At 38.6% G+C, this 26,425-nt stretch carries 19 protein-coding genes; 18 read left to right on the top strand and 1 reads right to left on the bottom strand.

Annotated features, from left to right (window positions below):
• The first annotated feature begins 258 nt into the window (after positions 1 to 258).
• The 9 genes from NSQ14_RS17990 (at position 259) to NSQ14_RS17950 (ending at position 14,578) form a co-directional block, all read left to right on the top strand.
• Entirely contained in the window at positions 259 to 2,373 is a 2,115-nt protein-coding gene (locus NSQ14_RS17990; RefSeq protein ID WP_326973399.1) for a (Fe-S)-binding protein, read from the top strand.
• Between the two features lie 415 nt (positions 2,374 to 2,788).
• Complete coding sequence (locus NSQ14_RS17985; RefSeq protein ID WP_095141863.1) at positions 2,789 to 3,976, top strand: acetyl-CoA C-acetyltransferase; 1,188 nt, start codon at positions 2,789 to 2,791, stop codon at positions 3,974 to 3,976.
• A 223-nt stretch (positions 3,977 to 4,199) separates the two neighbouring features.
• Positions 4,200 to 5,051, top strand: a complete 852-nt coding sequence (locus NSQ14_RS17980; protein ID WP_041847998.1) for a 3-hydroxybutyryl-CoA dehydrogenase — start codon at positions 4,200 to 4,202, stop codon at positions 5,049 to 5,051.
• Between the two features lie 54 nt (positions 5,052 to 5,105).
• On the top strand, positions 5,106 to 6,236 hold the full coding sequence (locus tag NSQ14_RS17975; protein WP_041847999.1) for an acyl-CoA dehydrogenase: 1,131 nt from the start codon (positions 5,106 to 5,108) through the stop codon (positions 6,234 to 6,236).
• Between the two features lie 47 nt (positions 6,237 to 6,283).
• The gene (locus NSQ14_RS17970; RefSeq protein ID WP_041844998.1) at positions 6,284 to 7,417 is read left to right on the top strand and encodes an acyl-CoA dehydrogenase; all 1,134 of its coding nucleotides are present in this window, start codon (positions 6,284 to 6,286) and stop codon (positions 7,415 to 7,417) included.
• A 33-nt stretch (positions 7,418 to 7,450) separates the two neighbouring features.
• Entirely contained in the window at positions 7,451 to 8,113 is a 663-nt protein-coding gene (locus NSQ14_RS17965; protein ID WP_041848000.1) for a TetR/AcrR family transcriptional regulator, read from the top strand.
• Positions 8,114 to 8,261: 148 nt separating this feature from the next.
• Positions 8,262 to 11,540 carry a fused isobutyryl-CoA mutase/GTPase IcmF gene (icmF, locus tag NSQ14_RS17960; protein ID WP_328187813.1) on the top strand — a complete coding sequence of 1,093 codons (3,279 nt, stop codon included), beginning with the start codon at positions 8,262 to 8,264 and terminating at the stop codon, positions 11,538 to 11,540.
• A 653-nt stretch (positions 11,541 to 12,193) separates the two neighbouring features.
• Entirely contained in the window at positions 12,194 to 12,775 is a 582-nt protein-coding gene (gene rpoE / locus NSQ14_RS17955) for a DNA-directed RNA polymerase subunit delta (protein WP_034773260.1), read from the top strand.
• 195 nt (positions 12,776 to 12,970) lie between these two features.
• Positions 12,971 to 14,578 (top strand): CTP synthase, encoded by a 1,608-nt coding sequence (locus NSQ14_RS17950; protein WP_034773256.1) that lies wholly within the window; start codon positions 12,971 to 12,973, stop codon positions 14,576 to 14,578.
• 214 nt (positions 14,579 to 14,792) lie between these two features.
• Here NSQ14_RS17950 and NSQ14_RS17945 read toward each other — a convergent pair whose 3' ends face one another.
• The gene (locus NSQ14_RS17945; RefSeq protein ID WP_034773253.1) at positions 14,793 to 15,326 is read right to left on the bottom strand and encodes a DUF2529 family protein; all 534 of its coding nucleotides are present in this window, start codon (positions 15,324 to 15,326) and stop codon (positions 14,793 to 14,795) included.
• A gap of 1,619 nt (positions 15,327 to 16,945) precedes the next feature.
• Here NSQ14_RS17945 and NSQ14_RS17940 point away from each other — a divergent pair.
• The 9 genes from NSQ14_RS17940 (at position 16,946) to NSQ14_RS17900 (ending at position 26,287) form a co-directional block, all read left to right on the top strand.
• A complete protein-coding gene (locus NSQ14_RS17940; RefSeq protein ID WP_342014544.1) occupies positions 16,946 to 17,644 on the top strand; it encodes a response regulator transcription factor in 699 nt (232 codons plus the stop codon).
• Positions 17,631 to 19,082, top strand: coding sequence for a HAMP domain-containing sensor histidine kinase (locus NSQ14_RS17935; RefSeq protein WP_343191624.1), 1,452 nt, complete (start codon positions 17,631 to 17,633; stop codon positions 19,080 to 19,082). Before NSQ14_RS17940 ends, NSQ14_RS17935 begins: the two co-directional genes overlap by 14 nt.
• A gap of 914 nt (positions 19,083 to 19,996) precedes the next feature.
• Positions 19,997 to 20,689 (top strand): lantibiotic protection ABC transporter ATP-binding protein, encoded by a 693-nt coding sequence (locus tag NSQ14_RS17930; RefSeq protein ID WP_346216665.1) that lies wholly within the window; start codon positions 19,997 to 19,999, stop codon positions 20,687 to 20,689.
• Between the two features lie 15 nt (positions 20,690 to 20,704).
• Entirely contained in the window at positions 20,705 to 21,451 is a 747-nt protein-coding gene (locus tag NSQ14_RS17925) for a lantibiotic immunity ABC transporter MutE/EpiE family permease subunit (RefSeq protein ID WP_346216664.1), read from the top strand.
• Between the two features lies 1 nt (position 21,452).
• Entirely contained in the window at positions 21,453 to 22,241 is a 789-nt protein-coding gene (locus tag NSQ14_RS17920) for a lantibiotic immunity ABC transporter MutG family permease subunit (protein WP_041845007.1), read from the top strand.
• 35 nt (positions 22,242 to 22,276) lie between these two features.
• Positions 22,277 to 22,723, top strand: a complete 447-nt coding sequence (locus NSQ14_RS17915) for a NisI/SpaI family lantibiotic immunity lipoprotein (protein WP_041845008.1) — start codon at positions 22,277 to 22,279, stop codon at positions 22,721 to 22,723.
• A 504-nt stretch (positions 22,724 to 23,227) separates the two neighbouring features.
• The gene (locus NSQ14_RS17910) at positions 23,228 to 23,611 is read left to right on the top strand and encodes a response regulator (RefSeq protein ID WP_034773437.1); all 384 of its coding nucleotides are present in this window, start codon (positions 23,228 to 23,230) and stop codon (positions 23,609 to 23,611) included.
• A 174-nt stretch (positions 23,612 to 23,785) separates the two neighbouring features.
• The gene (locus NSQ14_RS17905) at positions 23,786 to 24,643 is read left to right on the top strand and encodes a class II fructose-bisphosphate aldolase (RefSeq protein WP_034773236.1); all 858 of its coding nucleotides are present in this window, start codon (positions 23,786 to 23,788) and stop codon (positions 24,641 to 24,643) included.
• A gap of 357 nt (positions 24,644 to 25,000) precedes the next feature.
• Positions 25,001 to 26,287, top strand: a complete 1,287-nt coding sequence (locus NSQ14_RS17900) for a UDP-N-acetylglucosamine 1-carboxyvinyltransferase (RefSeq protein ID WP_034773233.1) — start codon at positions 25,001 to 25,003, stop codon at positions 26,285 to 26,287.
• Positions 26,288 to 26,425: the final 138 nt, after the last annotated feature.

The following is a 26,425-nucleotide window of genomic DNA, read 5'->3' as shown; positions in this document are numbered from 1 at the left end:
AAAAAACAAATGCCAAAACTAAAAGAATTGTGGTATTATAAATAAAAATCATACTATTTTTTGCGTAAAATTCTCAAAAGACCTTTTTTGGTCCTTAACAAGTCAATTACATAGCAGCTCGTATAAATAATTTTTTAAAAAAACAAACAAAATTATTGACTGAATGCTCATTCATTATATAATAGAAGTAAGTGAATAAGGACTGTTGTTTAAAAAAATCATCATGGGGATTGGGATTACGAAAAAGGGGGAAACATAATGAGCCAATCATTGCTAGCGGTTAACTGGATTGCTACAATTGCTGTAATCGCTTACGGGGTATATTTATTTATCTATCTCATAAAAACAAGACTCTCCTATATTAAATTAGGGAAAAAAGAAGAATTTGACCGTAAATGTAGAGAACGCTTTCAGAAAATATGGGTTTATGTATTTGGTCAAAAGAAATTGCTGAAAGATAAAAAAAGTGGTGCCATTCATGTCATGTTTTTCTATGGATTCATTCTTGTCCAATTTGGTGCCATCGATTTCATTGCGAAGGGGTTAATTCCCGGCGTCCACTTGCCTTTTGGACCATTGTATCCGGGATTCACCTTCTTCCAAGAAATTGTTACATTCATTATTTTAGTTGCGGTTGTTTGGGCATTTTATCGGCGGTATATTGAGAAACTGGTTCGTTTGAAACGCGGTCTAAAAAACGGACTCGTTCTTATATTTATTGGAAGTTTGATGATATCCGTTTTAGTCGGAAACGGAATGGCGCAAATTTGGCACGGCCATGAACCTACTTGGACAGAACCGATAGCTTCATTAATTGCTACTGGATTTTCTTGGATTGGTAAAACAGCAAGTATTGTTGTATTTTACATAGCTTGGTGGATTCACTTACTCGTTTTACTAACATTCTTAGTTTATGTACCGCAATCCAAGCATGCGCACTTAATTGCAGGTCCGGCTAACGTGTTCTTAAATCGGTTAGATAATCCCGGTAAACTCCGGCCGATTGATTTTGAAGATGAAACACAAGAATCCTTTGGTGCCGGGAAAATAACGGATTTCACCCAATACCAATTGGTGGATCTATATGCATGCGTTGAGTGCGGGCGCTGTACCAATATGTGTCCGGCAACTGGTACGGGGAAAATGTTGTCGCCGATGGACTTAATTGTAAAGATGCGTGACCATTTGACCAATTATGGAGCGGCCGTCACATCAAAAACACCTTGGGTACCCGGATTCCTATTTTCGAATTCAGTAGGCAATCAATTGGCCCTGCAAGCAAGAGGCCTCGGGGCACAAGAATCGGCAGCAACATCAATTTATGATAAAAATTTAATCGGTGATATTATTACCGAAGAAGAAATTTGGGCTTGTACAACTTGTCGGAACTGTGAAGATCAATGTCCGGTTATGAATGAACATGTGGATAAAATTATTGACCTTCGTCGTTATCTTGTTTTAACGGAAGGAAAAATGAAACCTGATGCCCAGCGTGCCATTCAAAATATTGAAAAACAAGGCAATCCGTGGGGCTTGAACAAGAAAGATCGGGAAAATTGGCGTGACCTTCGTGATGATGTGGAAATCCCAACGGTAAAAGAACTGAAGAAAAAAGGGGAAGAATTCGAATACTTATTCTGGGTTGGTTCCATGGGGTCCTATGATAACCGAAGCCAAAAAATTGCCCTATCCTTTGCCAGATTGCTAAATGAAGCAGGCGTGAAATTTGCGATTTTAGGAAATAAAGAAAGAAATTCCGGGGATACGGCTCGTCGTCTCGGTAACGAATTTCTCTTCCAAGAACTGGCAACAAAAAATATTGAGGAATTTGAGAAAAATGATGTAAAGAAAATTATCACGATTGACCCGCACGCATACAATATTTTTAAAAATGAGTATCCGGACTTTGGTTTAAAAGCTGAAGTTTACCACCATACCGAAATTTTGTTTGATCTCGTGAAAAAAGGAAAATTAAAACCAATTTATGAAGTTAATGAAACGATTACCTTCCATGACTCATGTTATCTCGGTCGTTACAATGAAGTGTATGATCCGCCGCGGGAAATTTTGAAAGCCATCAAAGGGGTGAAATTGGTGGAAATGGAAAGAAACCGTGAAACAGGCATGTGCTGTGGTGCAGGCGGTGGTCTCATGTGGACGGAAGAAGATACCGGTCATCGGATTAATGTTGCCAGAACCGAACAAGCGTTAAAAGTAAATCCGAATATTATCAGTTCCGGCTGCCCGTATTGCTTAACAATGTTATCAGACGGAACGAAGGCAAAAGAAGTAGAAGAAACCGTAAAAACATACGATGTGGCTGAAATATTGGAAAAAGCCGTTTGCGGTGAAAGAAAAGAATTAGTTTCGTAAATTTGTCATGAGCAAAAAATAAATTTATTATATTAATAGATAGTGGAGGGGGATGGATTAGATTTCCCCTCTACCTTTAGATACATCATCGAGCGAGCGTTCAGTCAATGTGTTTCAAGAGCTTTTCTATCATCTGCATAATTTTGTAACCGTTAACAATAGGGGTGAACGGGCTTTGGAATTGTTTTAGAAGTACAAGAAGCTGGGTAGAAAGGAAATTTGTTCAATTTTAAAGAAAACTCGGGCGTCCGAGCCTTTAGGCGATGGCAAAGCCGCAAGAGCACTTATACTTAATTCTTAAAATTTCCAACTACGTCGAATTCGCTTCTTTGCTGGAAATTTATACTTTCTTAACGTATTAAAAAAACTATATACATAGTTTTTAAGATACTTATATTTTATAAGGGGGATTTTTATGGGAAAAACGGTTATTTTAGAAGGGGCAAGAACACCGTTTGGGAAATTAAACGGCAGTTTAAGCGGTTTATCCGCAACGGAATTGGGCGGAGTAGCCATTAAAGGGGCGCTAGAAAGAGCAAACGTTCAACCGGAAGAAGTGGAACATGTTTTACTTGGTACGGTTTTACAAGGCGGTCAAGGTCAATTACCATCAAGGCAGGCAGCACGGAACGCCAATATCCCGTGGCAAACAAGTACAGAGACGATTAATAAAGTTTGTGCTTCAGGGATGAGAAGTGTTGCTTTGGCTGATTTGCTTATTCGTGCCGGCGAAAAAGAGACAATTGTTGCCGGTGGAATGGAATCGATGTCCAATGCCCCGTATATTTTACCAAAGGCAAGAACCGGTTACCGGATGGGCCATGGACAGCTTATCGACTTAATGATTTATGACGGTCTCACCTGCAGTTTTACCGGTGTTCATATGGGAACATACGGAAACAGTACTGCCGAGGAATTGGGACTGACCCGGGAAGCACAGGATCAATGGGCATTACGCAGTCATGAGCGGGCATGTGCCGCAATCGAGTCCGGAACGCTTCAAGAAGAAATTGTTCCGGTTGAAATTGTGCAGAGGAAGGGGCAGCCGATTGTTGTATCAACAGATGAAGCACCAAGGAAAGATACGTCATTAGAAAAATTAGCCAATCTCAAACCTGCCTTTGATAAAAATGGAACCATCACCGCAGGAAATGCACCGGGGGTTAACGATGGTGCTTGTGCATTAGTTTTAATGAGTGAAGAAAAAGCGGAAAAACAAGGGAAAAAACCGCTGGCAAAAATTCTTGCCAATGCGACGGTAGCGGTAGAGGCAAAAGATTTCCCGAAGACTCCAGGACTGGTTATTAATCTATTGTTGGAAAAAGTCGGTAAAACTGCGAAAGACATTGATCTGTTTGAAATTAATGAGGCATTTTCAGCGGTTACACTTGCGTCCGCACAAATTGCCGGATTGGATTTGGAAAAGGTGAATGTAAATGGCGGTGCCGTTGCTTTAGGACATCCAATCGGAGCAAGCGGGGCGAGAATTATTTTAACATTAGCCTATGAATTGAGAAGAAGAGGCGGTGGCCTTGGAATAGCAGCTATTTGTTCCGGCGGCGGTCAAGGGGATGCTATTTTAATTGAAGTCCCGAAACAATAAGTGGAAGGGTGCTATTTTAAAAACGAACATCGAGGCACGAGTCATTTCTAAAACATGCTGACAGTTGGGTTTTATCAAATACTAGTGGCATATGACCATTCATTATCGAAATCGAAATTTCATATTTTGAAAGCCAACCGGTAACAATGAGCGATATTGCCGGTGGATTTAAATACCAAATGGGACTTAATATAGAAAAATTTTTCAACGGGAGGTAGAACAGATGGATGTACAAAAAATTATGGTTGTAGGTAGTGGCCAAATGGGTTCAGGGATTGCCCAAGTTTGTGCACAAGCAGGCTATGAAGTCATATTACATGACATCAATCAAGAGGCAGTGGACAAAGGGATGGCTGGTATATACGGGCGACTTACAAAACAGGTAGCGAAAGGAAAAATGACCGAAGAGGAAAAGACAGCTATCATTAACCGGATGAGTTCATCAACCAATCTTGAGGACGGCTCAACATGCGATGTCGTCATTGAAGCCGTCATAGAAAATATGGAGACGAAAAAAAGTATTTTCCGACAGCTGGATGAAATCACTCCAAAAGAAACGATTTTAGCTACAAATACATCATCCTTGCCGATAACAGAAATCGCATCGGTAACAAGTCGGCCGGAAAAGGTAATCGGTATGCATTTTATGAATCCGGTGCCAGTTATGAAACTGGTTGAAGTTATCCGCGGGCTGGCAACGAGTGATGAAACATATAAAATAATTTATACGATTGCAAGAAATTTGAATAAAGAACCGGTTGAGGTAAATGATTTTCCCGGTTTTGTCTCAAACCGCATTTTAATTCCGATGATCAATGAAGCCATTTATGCATTATATGAGGGTGTTGCCTCAAAAGAAGCCATTGACAGTGTCATGAAACTCGGTATGAACCATCCGATGGGTCCGCTAACATTGGCGGATATGATCGGGCTGGATACATGTCTGTTTATAATGGAGACATTGTTTGAAGGTTTAGGTGATGATAAGTACCGGCCATGTCCATTATTACGGAAATATGTAAGTGCCGGTTGGTTAGGCAGAAAAACCGGCCGCGGGTTTTACGTATATAAGTAAACGAAACAAATATTTTCTACTTTTCAAAGACAACACAGAAAGGGGCAAACATATATGCATCTGCAATTTACCGAAGAACAATTGTTGCTCCAGAAAATGGTTCGAGATTTTGCTGAAAAAGAGATTGCGCCCTTTGTTTCAAACATGGAAGCGGGACAGTTTCCCCGACATCTCATAAAAAAAATGGGGGAACTCGGTTTAATGGGAATCCCGATTCCAATCGAATATGGCGGTACCGGAATGGATTTCACCGCCTATATGATGGCAATTCATGAAATAGCGAAAGTGAGTCCGACACTTGCAGTTATTTTATCCGTGCATACCTCGGTCGGTACCTATCCGATTTTGAACTTTGGGACAGAAGAGCAAAAGCAGCAATATATCCCAAAATTGGCAAGCGGAAAGTACCTAGGTGCCTTTTGCTTAACTGAACCGAATGCCGGCTCGGATGTAGGCAGTCTTTCAACAAGGGCGGTTAAAGATGGCGATCATTATGTCATTAACGGCAGTAAGATATTTATAACAAACGGCGGGGAAGCGGATGTATATATTGTCTTCGTAAAAACAAATCCCGCCCTCGGTTCTAAAGGAATTACCGCATTTATTGTCGAAAAAAATACACCGGGTTTTATCATCGGTAAAAATGAGCAAAAGATGGGCTTGCATGGTTCCAAAACAGTCCAAATTATGTTTGATCATCTTCGTGTCCATGAAAGTCAACGGCTCGGCAAAGAAGGAGAAGGCTATAAAATTGCCATGGCCAACCTTGATGCGGGACGAATTGGAATTGCCGCCCAAGCTTTAGGTATTGCAGAAGGGGCATTTTTACAAGCCAACGCTTATGCAAAAGAGCGGAGGCAATTCGGGGTTCCGATTATTGAAAACCAAGGCATTAGTTTTAAATTAGCTGAGATGGCGACACAGATTGAAGCGGCGAAATTACTCGTTTATCGAGCTGCCTACTTGAAAGGGACAGGAATAAACTGTTCAAAAGAAGCTTCCATGGCGAAAATGTTTGCTTCCAATACGGCAATGGAGGTAACGACCGAAGCGATCCAAATTTTTGGCGGCTATGGGTATATAAAAGAGTATGATGTGGAGCGCTATTTTCGTGATGCAAAAATAACCCAAATATACGAAGGAACAAATGAAATTCAAAAAGTCGTGATTACAAAATATTTATAATTTTCCATTCATAATCGTATCAGTTTTTAAAAAAAAGGGGGATATCTATGCAATTTACATTATCTGAAGAACATGAAATGATTCGAAAAATGGTCCGTGATTTTGCCATCAATGAAGTAGCACCTACCGCCAGTGAACGGGATGAAGAGGAACGATTTGATCGGGAAATATTTGATCAAATGGCCGAGCTTGGTTTAACCGGAATTCCATGGCCGGAAGAATACGGCGGTATTGGCAGCGACTTTTTAGCCTATGCCATTGCGGTAGAGGAATTATCCCGGGTTTGTGCTTCGACGGGCGTTACATTATCTGCACATACATCGCTTGCCGGTTGGCCGATTTTTAAATTTGGAACAGAAGAACAGAAACAAAAATATTTAAAACCGATGGCGCAAGGGAAGAAAATCGGAGCTTACTGTCTGACGGAATCCGGCTCGGGGTCAGATGCAGGCGGGATGAAAACAATGGCAAGAAAAGAAGGGGATCATTACGTTTTAAACGGTTCGAAAATATTTATTACCAATGGCGGAGTTGCTGAAATTTATGTCGTTTTTGCCACCACGGACCCTGAGTCAAAACATAAAGGGACGACTGCATTTATTGTAGAAAGCAACTTTTCCGGATTTAAAGTAGGGAAAAAAGAAAAGAAAATGGGTATTCGTTCATCCCCGACAACGGAAATCATTTTTGAAGATTGTATCGTGCCGCAAGAAAATGTTTTAGGTGAAGAAGGTCAAGGCTTTAAAATTGCAATGATGACATTAGATGGAGGAAGAAACGGGATTGCGGCTCAAGCAGTCGGTATTGCCCAAGGTGCATTAGATGCTGCCGTTAGTTATGCAAAAGAACGGGTCCAATTTGGGAAACCGATTATCGCCAATCAAGGGATATCGTTTAAATTAGCAGATATGGCAACAAATATTGAAGCGGCAAGACTATTAACATATCAAGCAGCTTGGTTGGAATCGGCCGGACTGCCTTATGGAAAAGCGTCTGCCATGGCTAAATTATTTGCCGGAGATACAGCCATGAAGGTAACGACCGAAGCTGTTCAAGTTTTCGGCGGTTATGGATATACAAAAGAATATCCGGTGGAAAGATTTATGCGTGATGCAAAAATAACTCAAATTTATGAAGGTACCCAAGAAATTCAGCGTTTAGTCATTTCCCGGATGCTCTAATTAAGAAAGTCTTAACGGAAAGCAGGTGGTCCTTTGGCAGAAAAACAAAAAGTCTACGCTTCCGTAAAAGATGAGCGATTGATTAATATTCGCCGGGAGCAAATGGTTAAAGGGGCCATCTCTCTTTTTAAGGAGAAGGGATTTCATCGTACGACGACAAGGGAGATTGCCCGCAAAGCCGGTTTCAGTATTGGAACCCTTTATGAATACATTCGTTCCAAGGAAGATATTTTATATTTAGTTTGTGATCAAATATATGATGAAGTTCAGTCGAAAATTCAGGACGCACTTGATTTGAAAAAAGTCACCATTGAAACGATTCGGGAAGGAATTACTTCATATTTCCTGGTGATTGATGAAATGCAGGATGAGGTTTTGGTGTTATATCAAGAGGCGAAATCATTGACAAAAGAATCGTTGCCATATGTTTTGAAAAAGGAAATGCAAATGGTGGCTATGTTTGAACAGTTGATTCAATTGTTTAGTGAAAACTACGGGCTGCTTTTAAAGGATAAAGAAATAAAATTGTTGGCTCATAATATTTTTGTTCATGGGCAAATGTGGAGCTTCCGCCGGTGGGCATTACAAAAAATATACACACTAGATGAATATACCAATATGCAGGTTGAACTGTTTATCCAAGGGGTGCAAACTTTCTCCGGGAAAAAGAGAGATCATCCATTTAAGCCAGCTTAAACGCAAGGCAAAAAGCATTTTTCGTGTTGCGGGTATAAATCTGACCAGAAAACAATTTTTGACACGTAGTTCAAAAAGTATTCGTTACTACGAGTTACGGGTTTTAATTAAGAACATTTTTTCATATAAGGGGATAGGGGGAGAAAGCATGGAGACAAAGGTTTACCAAGCAAAACATCCGATTCGCTTTGTGACAGCATCCAGTCTGTTTGATGGTCATGATGCGACCATTAATATTATGCGGCGGATTCTTCAAGCGAGTGGAGCCGAGGTCATCCATCTGGGACATAACCGCTCTGTTGAGGAAATTGTTAACGCCGCCATCCAAGAAGATGTTCAAGGAATTGCGGTTACTTCTTATCAGGGTGGACACATGGAATTTTTTAAATATATGTATGATCTCCTTCATGAAAAGGGTGCCGGACAAATCCGGATTTTTGGCGGTGGTGGCGGTGTAATTCTGCCAAAAGAAATAAAAGAATTACATGAATATGGAATCGCTCACATTTTTTCACCGGAAGATGGACGTGTGCTCGGGTTGCAGGGAATGATTAACCTCATGCTCGAACAATGCGATTTTCCAACAATCAATGAGGAAGTAGCCAACCAAGTTGTGAATTTACAAAACCAAAACCAATACGCAATTGCCAAAATGATTACATTGGCGGAATATTTATCAGACAAACGGATCGCAACAAATGTTGGTGAATTGGCTCCAGGACTTGAAACGATTTTAGAAAAGGTCAAGGAAGCGGAAAAAGCGGTACCGGTTCTTGGTATTACCGGTACAGGCGGGGCCGGAAAGAGTTCCCTAATAGATGAATTGGTCCTTCGTTTTTTAAGTGAATTTCCCGAAAAAAAATTGGCCATTTTGTCGGTTGATCCAACGAAACAAAAAACCGGCGGTGCGCTTCTTGGTGACCGCATTCGAATGAACGCCATTTTTTCACCGCGTGTATTTATGCGTTCTTTGGCTACCCGTAACTCCAAAAGTGAATTGTCACTCGCCATTCGAGATGCTTTAGCAATTACAAAAGCATCCGGATTTGATTTTATCATTGTTGAAACGAGCGGGATCGGCCAAGGTGATGCCGAAATTCGCGCAATTAGCGATGTCGCCCTCTATGTTATGACCAGTGAGTTCGGAGCACCGTCCCAATTAGAAAAGATCGATATGATTGACTATGCTGATCTTATCGCCATTAACAAATTTGAAAAAACAGGATCAGAGGATGCAAGAAGGCAAGTACAAAAACAGTATCAACGCAGTCATGAACTTTTCCATGTATCGCCCGAAAAAATGCCTGTTTATGGGACCATCGCCAGTCAATTCAACGATCCGGGAACAAACGCATTATTTGCAGCTATCATTGAGAAATTTAATGAGGTGCTGCACTTGGGCTGGTCAACCTCCTATTCTAAAAAAGAGGTTGTTGAAAAACATGATATTATCATCCCAAACAGTAGACGGTATTATTTACGGGAGATTGCTGATACTGTCAGAAATTATCATAAAAGGGTTGAAGAACAAGTTGAATATGCCCGAAAACTTTTCCAAATCGAAGGTACCATCGAGCTAACTAAAGGAAATGAAACAGAAGGGGCGCTCATTGATTTATTAGAAGCTTGGAAAAACAAGATGGCCGACAAGCTGAATGATACTTCGAAAAGAATTATGGAAGACTGGGATCAAACAAAAGAAACATACGCAAAAGACCGGCTCGTAACTAAAGTCCGTGATAAAGAAATAACGACTGAATTACGAACAAAAAGTCTTTCAGGTTTATGGATTCCGAAAGTCGCTTTACCAAAATACAAGGATTATGGGGAAATTTTACGCTGGGTATATAAAGAAAATGTTCCGGGTGCATTTCCTTTTACGGCTGGAGTGTTCCCGTTTAAGCGGAAAGAAGAAGACCCGAAACGTCAATTTGCCGGAGAAGGGACACCGGAGCGAACCAACAGGCGCTTCCATTATTTGTCAAAAGATGACCCGGCCAAACGACTAAGTACGGCGTTTGATTCCGTTACATTGTACGGTGAGGATCCGGATTATCGACCTGACATTTATGGAAAGGTTGGCGAGAGCGGTGTCAGTATTTGTACCTTAGATGATATGAAAAAATTGTATCAAGGATTTGACTTATGCCATCCGTTAACATCCGTTTCGATGACCATTAATGGACCGGCACCGATTATTCTTGCTATGTTCATGAATACCGCCATTGAACAGCAAGTTGAGCTCAAGGAAAAAGAATTGGGCCGACCATTAACCGAAGAAGAATATGAAAAGGTTAAAGCCTACACATTGTCAACCGTTCGGGGTACGGTACAAGCGGATATTTTAAAAGAAGACCAAGGACAAAATACATGTATTTTTTCGACTGAATTTGCCTTACGTATGATGGGGGATATTCAACAATATTTTATCGATCATCAAATTCGAAACTATTACTCGGTATCCATTTCCGGTTACCATATAGCCGAGGCCGGTGCCAATCCGATCACCCAATTGGCCTTCACCTTGGCGAACGGCTTTACGTATGTAGAATATTATTTAAGCCGTGGCATGCATATTGATGACTTTGCTCCAAACTTGTCATTCTTTTTCTCAAACGGGCTCGATCCGGAATATAGTGTTATCGGCCGTGTAGCAAGGAGAATTTGGGCGATTGTCATGAAAGAAAAATATGGGGCCAATGAACGGAGTCAAAAATTGAAATATCATGTTCAAACATCCGGTCGGTCCCTTCATGCTCAAGAGATTGATTTTAATGATATTCGGACCACTTTACAGGCATTAATGGCGATTTATGATAATTGCAATTCGCTCCATACAAACGCCTATGATGAAGCAATTACAACGCCGACAGAAGAATCGGTACGTCGGGCGATGGCCATTCAAATGATTATTACAAAAGAATATGGGCTAGCTAAAAATGAAAACCCGTTGCAAGGTTCCTTCATCATTGAGGAATTAACAGATCTTGTTGAAGAAGCAGTATTACAGGAATTTGAGCGACTGAATGATCGCGGTGGTGTTCTCGGTGCGATGGAGAGTCAATATCAACGCGGAAAAATTCAAGATGAATCACTATACTATGAGACGAAAAAGCATTCAGGGGAACTGCCGATCATTGGCGTGAACACATATTTAAATCCGAATCCGCCAAAAGAAGAAGAAATAGATAATATCCAAGTAGCCCGGGCATCAAAAGAGGAAAAAGAAACTCAAATTAAAAACTTAATGAAATTTAAAGAACGAAATCAAGATAAAGTGGAAGATGCATTGCGGAAACTAAAACAGGTGGCTCTTTCCGGGGGTAATATTTTTGAAGAATTGATGGAAACGGTAAAAGTCGCCAGCCTCGGGCAAATTACTAATGCCCTGTACGAAGTCGGCGGTCAGTATCGAAGGAATGTATAAACCGGATACGGCAAAAAATGATAACTAAAATAAGATATTAAAAGGGGAGTACCGACTCATATGATGCAAAGTCGGAATCCCCTGCTTTCATTTTTCAGTTTTTCAGGTGTGAAGCCAACGCTTTTCAGAGTCAGTTTAGCCGGGTATAATTAAAGAAGTGAACTTTAAAACTAACTTTAATGTTTTACCATACGAATAAAAATATTTTCGCCGGACATCTAAAAATTGACAATAAATTGTTTTATAATAAAATTGGTAGGAAAGAAGGAAATAGGGATTTTATAAATAAGATTATCTCTACCCCAGGATGTCGTTATTGGGAAGTGAAATGAACTTGAAATATCTTCTAATCGTCGTTATAATTATTCTCTCTATATATGGAATATCTTTTTTCTATGATATGCAGCTGGGTGCTATTCCATTTTTAATTCTCTCTATATTTTTTATCTATATTGCCTGGCAAGAATATAAAAAAGGTGACTAATTCCACGCCATAAAATATCATTATTTGACGAATGACACAGACTAGCATAAACAGATAACTTTTGTTTATAATGAATAATATGCATGAAGAGTGGGTATCCAGTTTTTATAGCAATCATTCCATAAAGAAATCTTTTCTGTTTTTGTTAAGAGAGAAAGGACGTGCACAAGTGAGTTTAGAAAATTTAACCCAAGAACAATTACAGGAAATGTCATTAATCGAAATTGCATATGAACTTTTGTATGACAGAAAACAACCTATGCACCTAAATGATTTAGTAGATGAGGTTGCTAAATTATTGGGTGCAACAAAGGAAGAAGTCCAGGAAAATATTGCTCAATTTTATACGGATTTGAACATTGACGGTCGGTTTTTAAATGTCGGCGGTAATATTTGGGGATATAAAGGATGGTATCCGGTTGAACAATATGAAGATGATTTTGTTCCGACAGTCCGTTCGAAAAAGAAAAAGGCAAAAGTTGATGAAGTGGAAGACGATTTTGAGGAATTGGAAGAGGATCTTGTTGAATACGAAGAAGATTTAGATGAATTCATCGATGAGGATGAAGATGAGGATGAATTTATAGAAGAAGATGACCTTGAAGATGTTGATGATGTATTTGAAGATGACGAAGATATTGTTGAGGAAGAAGATGAGGAACTAATCATCGATGAGGAATTTGAGGAAGAGTTGGACGATGAAGAAGATATAGATGAAGACGAATATATTGAAGAAGACGAAGAATCGTGAGCACATTCTTGACATTTTAACTTTTCCTATGTATTATTCTATTTGGGCTCAATAAAAATATATTTGTTCATTTTAAAAAAGCAAATAGCTCCCTTACATCAGTAAGTGGGGCTTTTTTGTTTTTTCTTTTTTTTATAAAGTAACCACTGGTTTTGTAAACTATGATTAGAAAAAATAGTAAGGAGAGATTTCATTATGACAAAATATGTATTTGTCACAGGCGGGGTTGTTTCATCTTTAGGAAAAGGGATTGTTGCAGCATCACTCGGCCGCTTACTAAAAAATCGCGGTTTAAAAGTAACCATTCAAAAATTTGATCCATATATCAATGTGGACCCGGGAACCATGAGTCCGTATCAACATGGTGAAGTGTTTGTTACCGATGATGGTGCAGAAACAGACCTCGATTTAGGCCATTATGAACGTTTTATCGATATTAATTTAAATAAATATTCTAATGTTACGACAGGAAAAATTTATTCACGGGTAATAAAAAAGGAACGTCGCGGGGATTATCTTGGGGCTACTGTTCAAGTCATTCCGCATATTACCAATGAAATCAAAGACCAAGTTTATCGTGCCGGAAAAGAAACAAATGCTGATGTTGTCATTACAGAAATTGGCGGGACCGTCGGAGATATTGAATCATTACCATTTTTGGAAGCCATTCGCCAGTTAAAGAGCGATCTTGGTTCATCTAATGTTATGTATATTCATTGTACGCTTGTTCCATATATTAAAGCAGCCGGTGAAATGAAAACAAAACCAACACAACATAGTGTAAAAGAGTTACGCAGTCTCGGGATTCAACCAAATGTCATCGTTGTACGAACAGAAATGCCAATTTCCCAAGAGATGAAAGATAAAATCGCTTTATTCTGTGACATCGATTCGCAAGCAGTAATTGAATCAAGGGATGCGGATACTTTATATGAAATTCCCCTTTCTATGCAGTCCCAAGGTTTGGATACCATTGTTTGCAATTATTTAAAAATCGTCAGCCATGAACCGAATATGTCCGAATGGGAAGCATTGGTAAATAAAGTTCGAAACTTGTCCAAGACGGTCAAAATTGCCTTGGTCGGTAAATATGTCGAATTACAAGATGCCTATATATCGGTTGTAGAGTCATTAAAGCATGCCGGTTATGTATTTGACTCGGATATAGATATTCATTGGATTAATGCTGAACATGTGACTGAAGAAAACGTGGCGGAATTACTTGGTGATGCAGACGGTATTTTGGTACCGGGCGGTTTTGGTGATCGCGGAATTGAAGGGAAGATTACAGCAATTCAATACGCTCGTGAAAACAAAGTTCCTTTCCTTGGGATATGCTTAGGAATGCAATTAGCTTCCATTGAATTTGCTCGTCATGTCGTTCGATTAAACGGTGCTCATAGTTCTGAAATTAATCCGGACACAAAACATCCGATTATAGCACTTTTACCGGAACAAGAAGATGTAGAAGATATGGGAGGAACATTACGCCTTGGCCTTTACCCATGTAAAATTGTAGAAGGAACGAAGGCATTTAATGCGTATGAAGATGAACTCATTTATGAACGTCATCGTCATCGCTATGAGTTTAATAACCAATACCGTCAAATAATGGAAGAAAAAGGTTTTGTTTTTTCAGGAGTTAGTCCGGACGGCCGTTTAGTTGAAATTATTGAGTTAAAAGATCATCCATGGTTCGTCGCATCGCAATTTCATCCGGAGTTTAAATCGAGACCGACAAAACCACATCCATTGTTCAGAGAGTTCATCCGTTCATCTTTAAATAATCGGGAAGGAAAATAAGTTTGTTCATTTGGCATCCTTCGCCAACGCTAAATTAGAAAGAGAATTGTTCAAAAAATAATGAAACTACCATAGGTTCGCACCCAAAAAGCTTATTCACTACATTTAGTGAAATTTTTCTTTAAGCCTTTTTGGGTGTTTTTTAATAGAGGGGCTATTATGGACAAAATGCGAAATCATCAAGCGAAAACTGTCCAATAAACCGGTTATTATGTTAAGAACCAAATGCATAATCTTCCATTATTTCATCAATTCGGAATTTTAACGAATGATAAACATATAATGCGGCTATCGCATGCGGATACATCGTTCTGCCACCCCGCTCATCCGGAACAAGGCCGGTGTCAATATGGAGATTGATACATACATCAGCTAAATTTTCTACTGGATTTACGTCTTTCACAGATATTGAACCGACAACAACAAACGGCACCTGAAGCGAACGCAGTTTTTTAGCCAGCACCACAACTTGCTCATTAGCAATATTTCGTGAAAAAATTAACACACGATCCGCCGTCGATAGCTGTTCAAATGTATCACCGGTCCATTCTTGCACTCTTTGCAAAGGCTCTTGTCCATATTTAGCCTCCAAAAAAACACTTCTCAAATCATTTTCACCAAAAATATAAATCGAACCTTCACCAACTAATGCCTGAGCCAACAATCTGGCTGCATCCTCTATATCAAGTTCTTGTTCACTAATTTTTTGTAAACGCCCAATCAATTGCGTAGTAAATATTTTCGACAAACCGCTTCACTCCTTTCACCCCATTTTAACAAAAACACCTTCTCTAAAAAAGAATAAAGCAGTCCCAAGTTATTTGCAGTGTAAAATTTTTATCTTGTTTCAAGAAAAAGGTGGCGGCTTATCCCATCTGATTTTTTTTAAAAATCAACCAACGACGCGTTGAATTTTATAAATTATTTTTGAAAAAATCAGAAATAATATACGCACCCTGTGATTGACCAACCTCTTTTTGTTGATTATGGGGGCACTTGACAGCAGATTTGACAAATGAGCAACTGTGCATGGTGGAAGTGTGTGGTTTTCATGTTGTGCATGTCGATTTGTAAGGAGGCGCATGAAATAAATTCATACGCCTTCTCTTTTTATTTTGGGTTACTGAATAATTAGAAGCAAGGGGCTTCTTCCAAATGATTTACCATAACCAGAAGCTGTACGAATTTTCAGTTATGTCATGATCACAAATGTTTTTTTTGAAAATCTACATTCAATAGCATTTAAGTGAACGCCAAAGAAATACTTTCCTATTTGCTAAAATAACCAAAAAACATTAGAAAAATATTAGGTTTGCTATTTAATGTAATATAAAAAGATGTTTCCGTTTCGTTGTGAACTACTTGATGAGAGGATGAATCATAAACCTTTTGGTACACGTTAAGAAAGGATAAATATCCAGCAAAGAATCGAATTTGACGTGATGGGAAATGTTAAGAGTTACGTATAAGTGTATAAGGAAAGCTTCCCGGTATACAATCGCAGCCGAAAAAAGGTTCTCTTTTTTTCGGTGAATAGAGAAGCTTCGGTCGCATGACCTCGCAAGCGAAAATGTTGGCTTGCGACGGCTCTTGGTTGCCTAAAGCCTCGGACGCCCGAGTTTTCTTTATTTGTAGTTACTAATTGATATCAAGAATGATGAAAGTAAAGTTCAATGAAGAAAAAATTGCAGCGCTGTTCCAATATTTATGAAAAAGGAGTTTAACTTAAGGAAAATTAGTGAACTTGATCATATTATTCGCATAGAACAAGTCAAAAAATGAAAGCAAGCGACGGAAAGATCGCAATGGTATATGATCAAAGATTGGAATCAAATCGTCTGTTTATGGTTTTTGACGGTGTGCAGCCTTGCGGACAGTGTCAGACTTCGTTCGTGCAAACGTATTCGTTTGTCTAGCAGATGGGAACTCAGCCTTAAAGCGGAATGGAACGGGCAAGCAAGTAGCTTTATGACATTTTTACTCTCTCCCGTTGCAAAGGTTTGGGCAGTGTGGCATACATCTGCAATCGATTACAAAGCATTGATTTTCAACAAACCAAATCTTACATTGGCTAAGGATATGATGAAAGATTACAATAAGAAATATACTTGGTTCTAAATATTGTGAGCAGCGAAGGAAAAAACATTGTGATCGGATTCTAGACGGAGCGTAGGAATTTTGATAACGTTATTAGATCCAAAACGAAAGAAAACAACTTGAGAACGTGGATAAGCTATTATCAAAAGATTATATATGGATAAGAGTATTCTTTCTGATATTTTAAGAGGGTATCTGTTCTGCATGAATAGTGAATGACTTGACAAGCGTGTTCCAACTTCAATGAACGATAAGGTGGGATCTGGAAGCATGCATTTGAAGAAAATTTTAGTTGTAGATGATAATGAAGATATTTGTCTTACAATCAAGCAATATTTGGAACTTTATCATTACACGGTGGAATATGTACATAACGGCACAGAGGCATTGCAAATCATTAACAATGATTTTGATTTGATTATCTTGGACATTATGATGGAAGGCCTTGATGGAATGGAATTGTGTGGGATTATCCGTGACAAAGTGAATTGTCCGATTATTTTTGTCAGCGCAAAAACGCTGGAGGAAGACAAAGTTCAAGCTCTATCCATCGGCGGGGACGACTACATGACCAAACCTTTCAGTTTAAAAGAGTTGAAAGCAAGAATTGATTCCCATTTAAGACGGGAAGAGCGGATCCGTTCGAATGACAGGCATTTGTTAAGTTCTAAAAATATTACCATCGATCTTTTGGCCAATGAAGTCTTTTGTAAAGGGGTTCAATTGCATTTAACAAAAAAAGAATATGAGATTATTAAATTGTTAATGTTGAATAAAAATATGGTCTTTTCTAAGGAAAGAATTTTTGAACGGGTATGGGGATTGGATTCGGAAAGTCAATTAGAAACGGTGACGGAAAGCATTAAAAACATTCGGAAGAAAATCCGGTCTTTGGATAAGGAAAACTCCTATATTAAAACATTATACGGATTAGGCTATAAATGGGATGTTACACATGAAAAAGGATAAAACAATAAAAAGAGATTTTTATTTATTGGTTGTAAAGGTCTTTTTATCAACGATTTTGTCTTCGGCAGTTACTTATTTATGTTTAATCTATTTTATCTTTATGTTTACCGAAAATAATATGATTAAACCGACGGATTATTTTGTGAAATATTTGGATGTTATTGAAAAAAAGATTGAAGAAAGCGCTCCGGACATTTTAAACGGGGAGCTAATTAATCTAGATCAGTACAGTGAAAAAATTGAAGGGGAAGTATTGGATATCAATGGCAATCATCTTTACGGCGATCAGGATGTTGCGGGATATAAAGTGAAAGTCGGTGAAGTAATTAATCTTGAGATTGTAAAAGGAAGCTATGTTTACAGATTTATCCCCATTAAACATGATAATGCCATTCAAGCGGTGTATGTGCTGAAAGCTCCTTTCGGGTTTATCATTAATAATCAGGATCGCCTCGGAATCGTGTTGATTTATGTTGTGTTGTTGATTTCTCCGTTAATATTTTTTGTGATTTATTTAATTTTTTATACGTCCAAGCTGTATAAATCCTTGTTTAATAATATTAAAGTGTTGCTTCAGGCTGCGGATAAAATTTCCAACGGAGATTTTGATTTTAAGATCTCGGGATTGAAAAGAAAAGAGTTTATGAGGATCCAAGATTCGTTTAATACGATGATCGACGCTTTGAAAGAGATGATTGAAAGTATATCCAAGATCGATGATGAACGAAAAATCATGGTGTCGTCGATTGCCCACGACATACGAACGCCGTTAACTGTTATTCAAGGGCAAATGGATTTAATTAACGATTTGAAAGACATAGAAAAATTTGATATTACCCCGCATTTAGATATTATTCGGAAAAATTGCAGCAAAATGAGCATGCTTACGGACAATTTGTCGCTTCTATATAAAGTGGAAAACGTGGATTTTTTGTTGAATATTAAAAAAGTTGATTTAGGTAAAATGCTTCATGAGAAAAAACAAGAAATATTAACCATGGCACATTACCAAAGAAGTGTTCAAATTCTCTTTGATGTCTGCTTAAGCAAACAATATTATTTACTTGATGAAGCCATGCTAATGAGGGTTTTGGATAATATTTTATATAACAGTCTGAGATTTACAAAGAGTGGAAAAATTAAACTTGAGGTACATGATGAATCCAACGGTTATTCAAGTAAAATATATTTTAAATGTTCGGATACGGGGACTGGATTTAAGGAGAAAGACACTTCTCAGTTATTTAAAGCATTTTATCAAGATGTGCAATATAAAGACCATGTCGGCTTAGGTCTTTATATTTCGAAAAAAATTGTCAATAATTTTGATGGACAGATTCAGGCGTACAATAACGAAAACGGTGGTGCAACCGTTGAGTTTTATATCAAGGAACAATCCATTATTTGTTATCAATTGAGTGAAAAATCATCTTTTTGATAGAAGGATTTTTATAATAAGGATGTTGACAGATTCCAGCTGTTATAAAAAGAGGTATCTCCCCCTATTTTTAAAGTTTCAAAAAGTTGGCAAGCGCCAAATGCGTTCCTACCTAGTTAAGGCGAGGATCATTTGGCGTTTACGTTCCTCCATGAAATTCAAGGCATTTTCTTAATGCTTTTCTACACAAATCATTCCAAAAAATACCAGAAAATTCAATATTTATCTCCAGTTCCGTCAGGGACTGAATACCCATAGTAAAGTAACTTAATCCATATGGTGAAATTATTTCCGCACCCCCCATAATCTCCGTCTATTACTCCAGAAGCTAAGAGTATCCTAAATTTTAAGAAACTGATAGAGGTTCTCTTTTACGAAAACTGTCCATTAAATGGCTTGTATTGGACAAAATGAAGCCAGATCCAGTGCAAAGTGTCCAATAGACCCCCTACAGCGACCTTCTCAAGGACAAAATTAGCCCTCTTTTACAAAAAACTGTCCATTAGACCTCCCGCCACAAGCATTCGTGCATGAAGAGCCACTATCTTATCCCCTTACATACTTATCATGACATTTATTTAATTTCTCAAGTGATAAAGCGTCTCTTAATAGCGAAATTTATCTGATTATTCAGTTTTTTTATGCGTAGAGTGTGTCAAATTTAAATCAAAATCATTATAAAAACTTTATATTGAAGTGGTAGTATGAAATTTGAGAAAGCTCGCACTTGAAATGGGAGTTTTTCAATTGCACGACAAATGCCACTTTCATCACATTACGAGTTGCTTTTTGTTTGAAGGTCTGAAGTAAAATCAATTCTCACTTTTATCAAACTGTGCAAGATTTGGAAGGGAGAGACTTCAAGACCGAATAAAAGTTAAAACTTCATTTTTTAAAGTGAAAGGAGAAGAACCATGTCAGCGTATTTTTTGGAAACGAAACAATTAACCAAAGCTTTCGGCAAACAGCTTGCCGTTGACCATGTATCAATCAGGGTCAAGGAAAACACGATTTACGGATTGCTTGGACCGAACGGAGCCGGGAAATCAACCATTTTAAAAATGTTAACGGGTCTTTTGCGGCCGACAAAAGGCGAAATTCTCTTTAATGGGCATCCGTGGAGCAGAAAAGATCTTAAGGAGATCGGCGCGCTTATTGAGTCACCGGCCCTTTACGGCAATTTAACGGCTTATGAAAATTTGCTGGTTCATGCAAAATTATTAAATCTTCCGGATTCAAGAATTAAAGAAGTGCTGAAAATCATGGATTTGGAAAATACAGGGAAAAAGAAAGCCTCGCAGTTTTCCTTCGGGATGAAGCAACGATTGGGGATTGCCAAAGCACTTTTAAATGATCCGAAGCTTCTGATTCTCGATGAACCGACCAATGGACTGGACCCGCTTGGTATTCAAGAATTACGAAAACTTATCAGATCTTTCCCGAAACAAGGAATGACGGTCATTTTATCAAGTCATATTTTGCCGGAAGTAAAACAATTGGCCGATCACATTGGCATCATCCAAAACGGAAAACTTAAATATCAAGGAGAAATCGAGGAAGATCAAGATCTGGAAAAATTCTTTATCGATGTAGTCAACGGATTATGAGGGAGGCTGTAAATCATGCTGAATATGATACAATCTGAACGTTTAAAATATAAGCGGACTTTTGCGAAAAAGCTTGTATATATTGCACCGTTTTTCTTTGTACTATACGCCATTATTACCATGCCTACGATCCATTCCAAATATAATTATTTCGAATACACGGTATTTAATTGGTGGCCGTTAATATTTCTTCCTTTGGGGACGGCATTGATCGCGTCACTGGCCGCCATGCGAGAAAAAAAGTCAGGAAATTACAGAGCTTTACGTTGTCACGATATCAGCATTCCGCGAATGTGGTTCAGTAAAATCATTGTGATTGCCTATTATACATTGCTTTCATCCATTGAACTGATCATTTTGTTGATCCTGTTAAAATTATTTTTACCCAACAGCATTTCATCCGCTGCTATCGTTGTAATGGCCAGTCTTACCATATGGATCACATCGTTGGCATACATCCCAATCGGGTTGTTTTTTGCTGACCGATTCGGAACCGTTATTTCCATAATTGTCAGTTTGATCGGGATTGTTTTGGGGGTAGTCATGGCTCCGGAATCATACTGGATGTTTATTCCGTGGAGTTGGGGAATGAGATTGATGTCACCGATCGTCGGTGTTCATCCGAACGGTGTACCGTTGAAAGAAGGGAATCCTTTGTTGGATCCTTCTGTTATTCCAATAGGCATTCTTACCTCCATTGTTATTTTTGCTTTATTATCTCTTGTTACTGCATTTTGGTTTTCGAGAAGAGAGGTGAACTGAATTGTCTTTTTTGCATGTTTTGTCATCCGAATGGCTAAAGACAAGGCGTACAACCATTAGGCTGATCGTGTTTGTGACGCCGATTATTTATCCCATTTTTATGTTATGGTATTTTTCTAGATATAAGGATCCATCTTTTTGGCAAGTGAAAATATATGGAGGATTTTTTGAGGTATTGAGCGTTTCGTTACCGATTGTGATTTCTTTACTTACCGGTTTGATGGCCTATCAAGAAGAAAAGTCGGGAAGTTTCATGAATGTGTTGACGGGTCCTGTTTCAAGAGCGAAATTTTACTTTGGAAAACTTTCTTTACTTATTTTTGCCGCCATTGCGGATATATTCTTGGCAACTTTCCTTATGTTGTTGGGGATGAGATATATTTTGAACGTAGAAAATGTGCATTACGATTTATTTTTGCAAGGAGCGCTTTTGTCCTTGGTCGGATCACTTATTCTTTTTTCCTTGCATTTGCTGATCAGTTTTGCATTCGGGATGGGTGCGTCTATTGCGATCGGTGGCGGAGGATTCCTTGTTTCAGCAATAATTGGGGCAACGGTTGTGGGCGATCATATTTGGCCATATATTCCGTGGGCTTGGAGTGTTCGCCTTTCGCAAGTTCCTATGTTATTGATGCTTAAGGTCAAGCATGCATTCGGAATGGAGTTGTCGGACTTGTATGTTCAAGAGTTGATGAAAGGGATCATACCCGCAAGTATATGTTTTATTCTCGTAACGTTACTAGGCTTCGTTTGGTTTAATCGTTGGGAAGGGGGCAAGTCCTATGAATAAAGGAAAAAATACAGGGGAAGGAGGAGAAAAGAAAAGTGAAAAATTCCATCCTGCTTATGGCTGTTGCCGGGGTCATTCTTTTGGGAGGATGTTCCCTATTAAAAGATTTGAAACATACCGCCTCCGAGAATATGGAGATTGATAAAAAGTTGCCGAAATATAATTTGAATATGGAAAATTTTAAGGAAATCAGCTATGAGGGTAAAACCTATGTGATTCAAGAAGCGGAAGTTACGAAAGAAGATTTGGATGAACCGATTGGAAAGGTTACGGAAACGATCACGATTAATGAAAATAATGAGATACTAAGCAAAAAAGAGCTTAAAAAAGTTGAAGTGGTTCCAAAGGAAGAAGACGAGAAACGAACGCATTTAAACTATGGTTGGGTATACAGCATAAAAGATGTAAGTCCGGATGAAGAAGTTGCGGTAGTTATAAACAATCAATTTCGTGTAGCAAAAATAAAACTTGTAGATGAATAATTTTCAATAGTTCTAATCCTGATAAACAAAAAGGGATCATTAAGCCACTCATTACTATCTGAAAGCGGTGCTCATCATATAGGCGGCTGATGTCTGTTGCTTCCAGCGTTTGATCCGTACATACTAGAAAGACAACCGATTACTCAACCGAAAATCGTCTTAACGCCATCCTGTAAATTCATGAACAAGGGTAGACAAAACTATTTTTATAGGAACGAATCGATATATTTTCCAGCCCGAAGAGTAAATATTTCTTGAATAATTCCACTCAAACTTTACTGAATATGGGACAAGGAGATTATATAAAAACTTATTGCATTTTATTGCATTGGCATTAGGGGGCAAGTTTTTAATCTCTCCTTTCCAAGTCCTTGGGCTACAAGCAATCTATAACATCGCTATTCCTTCTATAACGAAGAAGGAATAGTTAAGTTTTTGTCGAATATAAATGAAGGGGAATCCGTTGGGATAAAGGGAATTTTAAAGGATAGGGGAGAAGCGAAAATGGATAATGGAAAAATTTTAATCGTGGATGATCAGTTTGGCATTCGCTTATTACTTAATGAGGTATTTAAAAAGGAAGGTTATCAAACTTATCAAGCGGAAAACGGCCAAATTGCTTTGGAACTTGCGGGTATGCATTCACCTGACCTAGTTGTTTTGGATATAAAAATTCCGGGAATGGATGGAATTGAAATTTTGAAACGAATGAAAGAAATAGATCCATCCATTCGTGTAATTATTATGACCGCAGACGGAGATCTGAAAATGATTCATAAGGCAAAGGAATTAGGGGCACTTACCCATATTGCAAAGCCTTTTGATATAGAAGAATTGGCTAAAACAGTTAAGGAAATTTTATCGGATAAAATATTAGAAAAGATGTAAAATATAAATGGTGTTCACTAAATTTTTTATTTTGTAGTTTTAATCACATGGTAAAATGTTTGTGATTTTGGTATCATAATAATTGTGTGAAATAAGAGCCATTTTCTATTGAACATTTACATATTTTTTCATGGGTGTGGAAATTGGTAATTTGATGTAGGAGGAGATTGCATTATGCCGTTAGTATCAATGACCGAAATGTTGGAAAAAGCAAAAGCAGGCAAATATGCTGTAGGTCAATTCAATATCAATAATCTGGAATATACACAAGCAATTCTACAGGCTGCTGAAGAAGAAAAATCCCCGGTTATTCTGGGTGTTTCTGAAGGTGCCGCACGTTATATGGGCGGATTCAAGCTAGTAACAGCAATGGTAAAAGCTTTAATGGAAGAGTATAAAATTACGGTTCCTGTTGCCATCCATCTTGACCATGGTTCCAGCTTTGAATCATGCGCAAGAGCAATTCACGCAGGTTTCACATCGGTAATGATCGATGCAAGTCATCACCCATTTGAAGAAAATATTCAAATCACTTCAAAAGTTGTTGAATTGGCTCATTTGCACGGGATATCTGTTGAAGCTGAATTAGGAACTGTCGGCGGTCAAGAAGATGATGTTGTTGGCGAAGGAATTATCTATGCGGATCCGAACGAATGTGTTGAACTGGTTAATCGTACCGGTATTGATGCTCTAGCACCGGCTTTAGGTTCTGTACACGGTCCTTACCATGGTGAACCAAACTTAGGTTTCAAGGAAATGGAAGAAATTGCAAAATTAACTGGAAAACCACTTGTTCTTCATGGCGGAACCGGTATTCCAACACATGATATCCAAAAAGCTATCTCACTTGGAACTGCAAAAATCAATGTGAACACAGAAAACCAAATCGCTTCTGCAAAAACAGTTCGTGAAGTACTAGCGAAAAACGCTGATCTTTACGACCCAAGAAAATATCTTGGACCGGCAAGAGAAACCATTAAAGACACGGTAAAAGGTAAAATGAAAGAATTTGGCTCTGTCGGTAAAGCTTAAGTTGTTGAATTGGCTTTAGCACTGACCAATCGAATCATAAATTTTTCGGCTATCCGTATAACGGGAGTACAACGTCCCGATCAGGATAGCCTTTTTTATAGTACTGGCAAATATTTTGAAAGCTGCTAGTAGTTGCGTGTATAATTAATACTTATCTACTCTATTTATATATATTTAATATCAAAAAAATAATATAGTTGAACTAGTCATGCAGAAATGTTATAACGTAGACAGAACTGTGTTAATAAATCCTAATTTGGATAATATGTAATTAATTGATAAAATAGAAGCAGTGGAAAAAACGATTACTTGATTATAAATGAATCTGTCATACCTATAGTAGGAAGGGAGATAACCATGGATAAAATAAAAGTCATTGGTGGAAAAACATTAAAAGGATCTGTCAAAATAAGCGGTGCAAAAAATAGTGCCGTTGCATTAATCCCGGCAAGTATTCTCGCTGAATCTCCTGTAACCATCGAAGGATTACCGGAAATTTCAGATGTTGAAATCTTGAAAAAATTGTTAGAAGAAATCGGTGGTGTTGTACACTTAGAAGATCAAGATATAACAATCGATCCATCAATGATGACATCAATGCCGCTCCCGAATGGCAAGGTGAAAAAACTGCGCGCTTCCTATTATTTAATGGGTGCCATGCTCGGACGTTTCAAAAAAGCTGTCATTGGTTTGCCGGGCGGCTGTCATTTAGGTCCCCGTCCAATTGATCAACATATTAAAGGCTTCGAAGCGCTTGGTGCAAAAGTAACGAATGAACAGGGCGCCATCTATTTACGTGCCGATGAATTGAAAGGAGCACGCATTTATCTTGATGTAGTCAGTGTCGGGGCGACGATCAATATTATGTTGGCAGCAGTTCGGGCAAAAGGAAAGACAGTAATTGAAAATGCTGCAAAAGAACCGGAAATTATTGATGTTGCTACATTGTTAACCAATATGGGGGCAAAAATTAAAGGTGCCGGTACCGATATTATCCGGATTGAAGGAGTAGACCATTTACACGGATGCCGACATACGATCATTCCCGATCGTATTGAGGCGGGTACATATATGATTTTAGCCTCGGCAATGGGTAGAGGAGTTCTTGTCGACAATGTTATTCCCTACCATCTGGAGTCGCTCATTGCAAAATTAAGAGAAATGGGTGTGTCTGTTGAAACATCAGATGATCAAGTCTATATCTCAAAGGCGAAAAAGCTCGTTGCCGCTGATATAAAGACATTGGTATATCCCGGATTTCCTACCGATCTTCAGCAGCCGATGACAGCATTACTAACTAATGCGGAAGGAACTAGTGTGGTGACAGATACGATCTATTCTGCCCGATTCAAACATATTGACGAATTAAGAAGAATGAATGCAAATATTAAAGTGGAGGGCAGATCAGCCATTATTACCGGTCCCGTCCAATTAAACGGAGCGAAAGTAAAAGCAACTGATTTACGGGCCGGTGCATCACTTTTAATAGCCGGTTTAATGGCACGGGGGTTAACGGAAATAACCGGTGTCGAACATATTGATCGCGGATACAGTCATGTTGTCGAAAAGCTTCAAGGTTTAGGGGCCAACGTTTGGAGGGAAACGCTGACGGAAGAAGAAATGGAGCAGGTGAAAAACTCCTGATGTTTGTCATAGCTAGGGGTTGACCGAGGCATATGAAAAAATGTCTGACCACATGCCTCTCAAAAAATTCATAAATAAGGTCGATTGAATCCCGGTTCTCCCTTCACTCAGCAGTCGCTTGACATCATGACCCGTCCA

This window comes from Caldifermentibacillus hisashii (assembly GCF_039654145.1).
Lineage (GTDB): Bacteria > Bacillota > Bacilli > Bacillales > Caldibacillaceae > Caldifermentibacillus > Caldifermentibacillus hisashii.
This window is presented reverse-complemented; position numbering and strand designations above follow the sequence as displayed.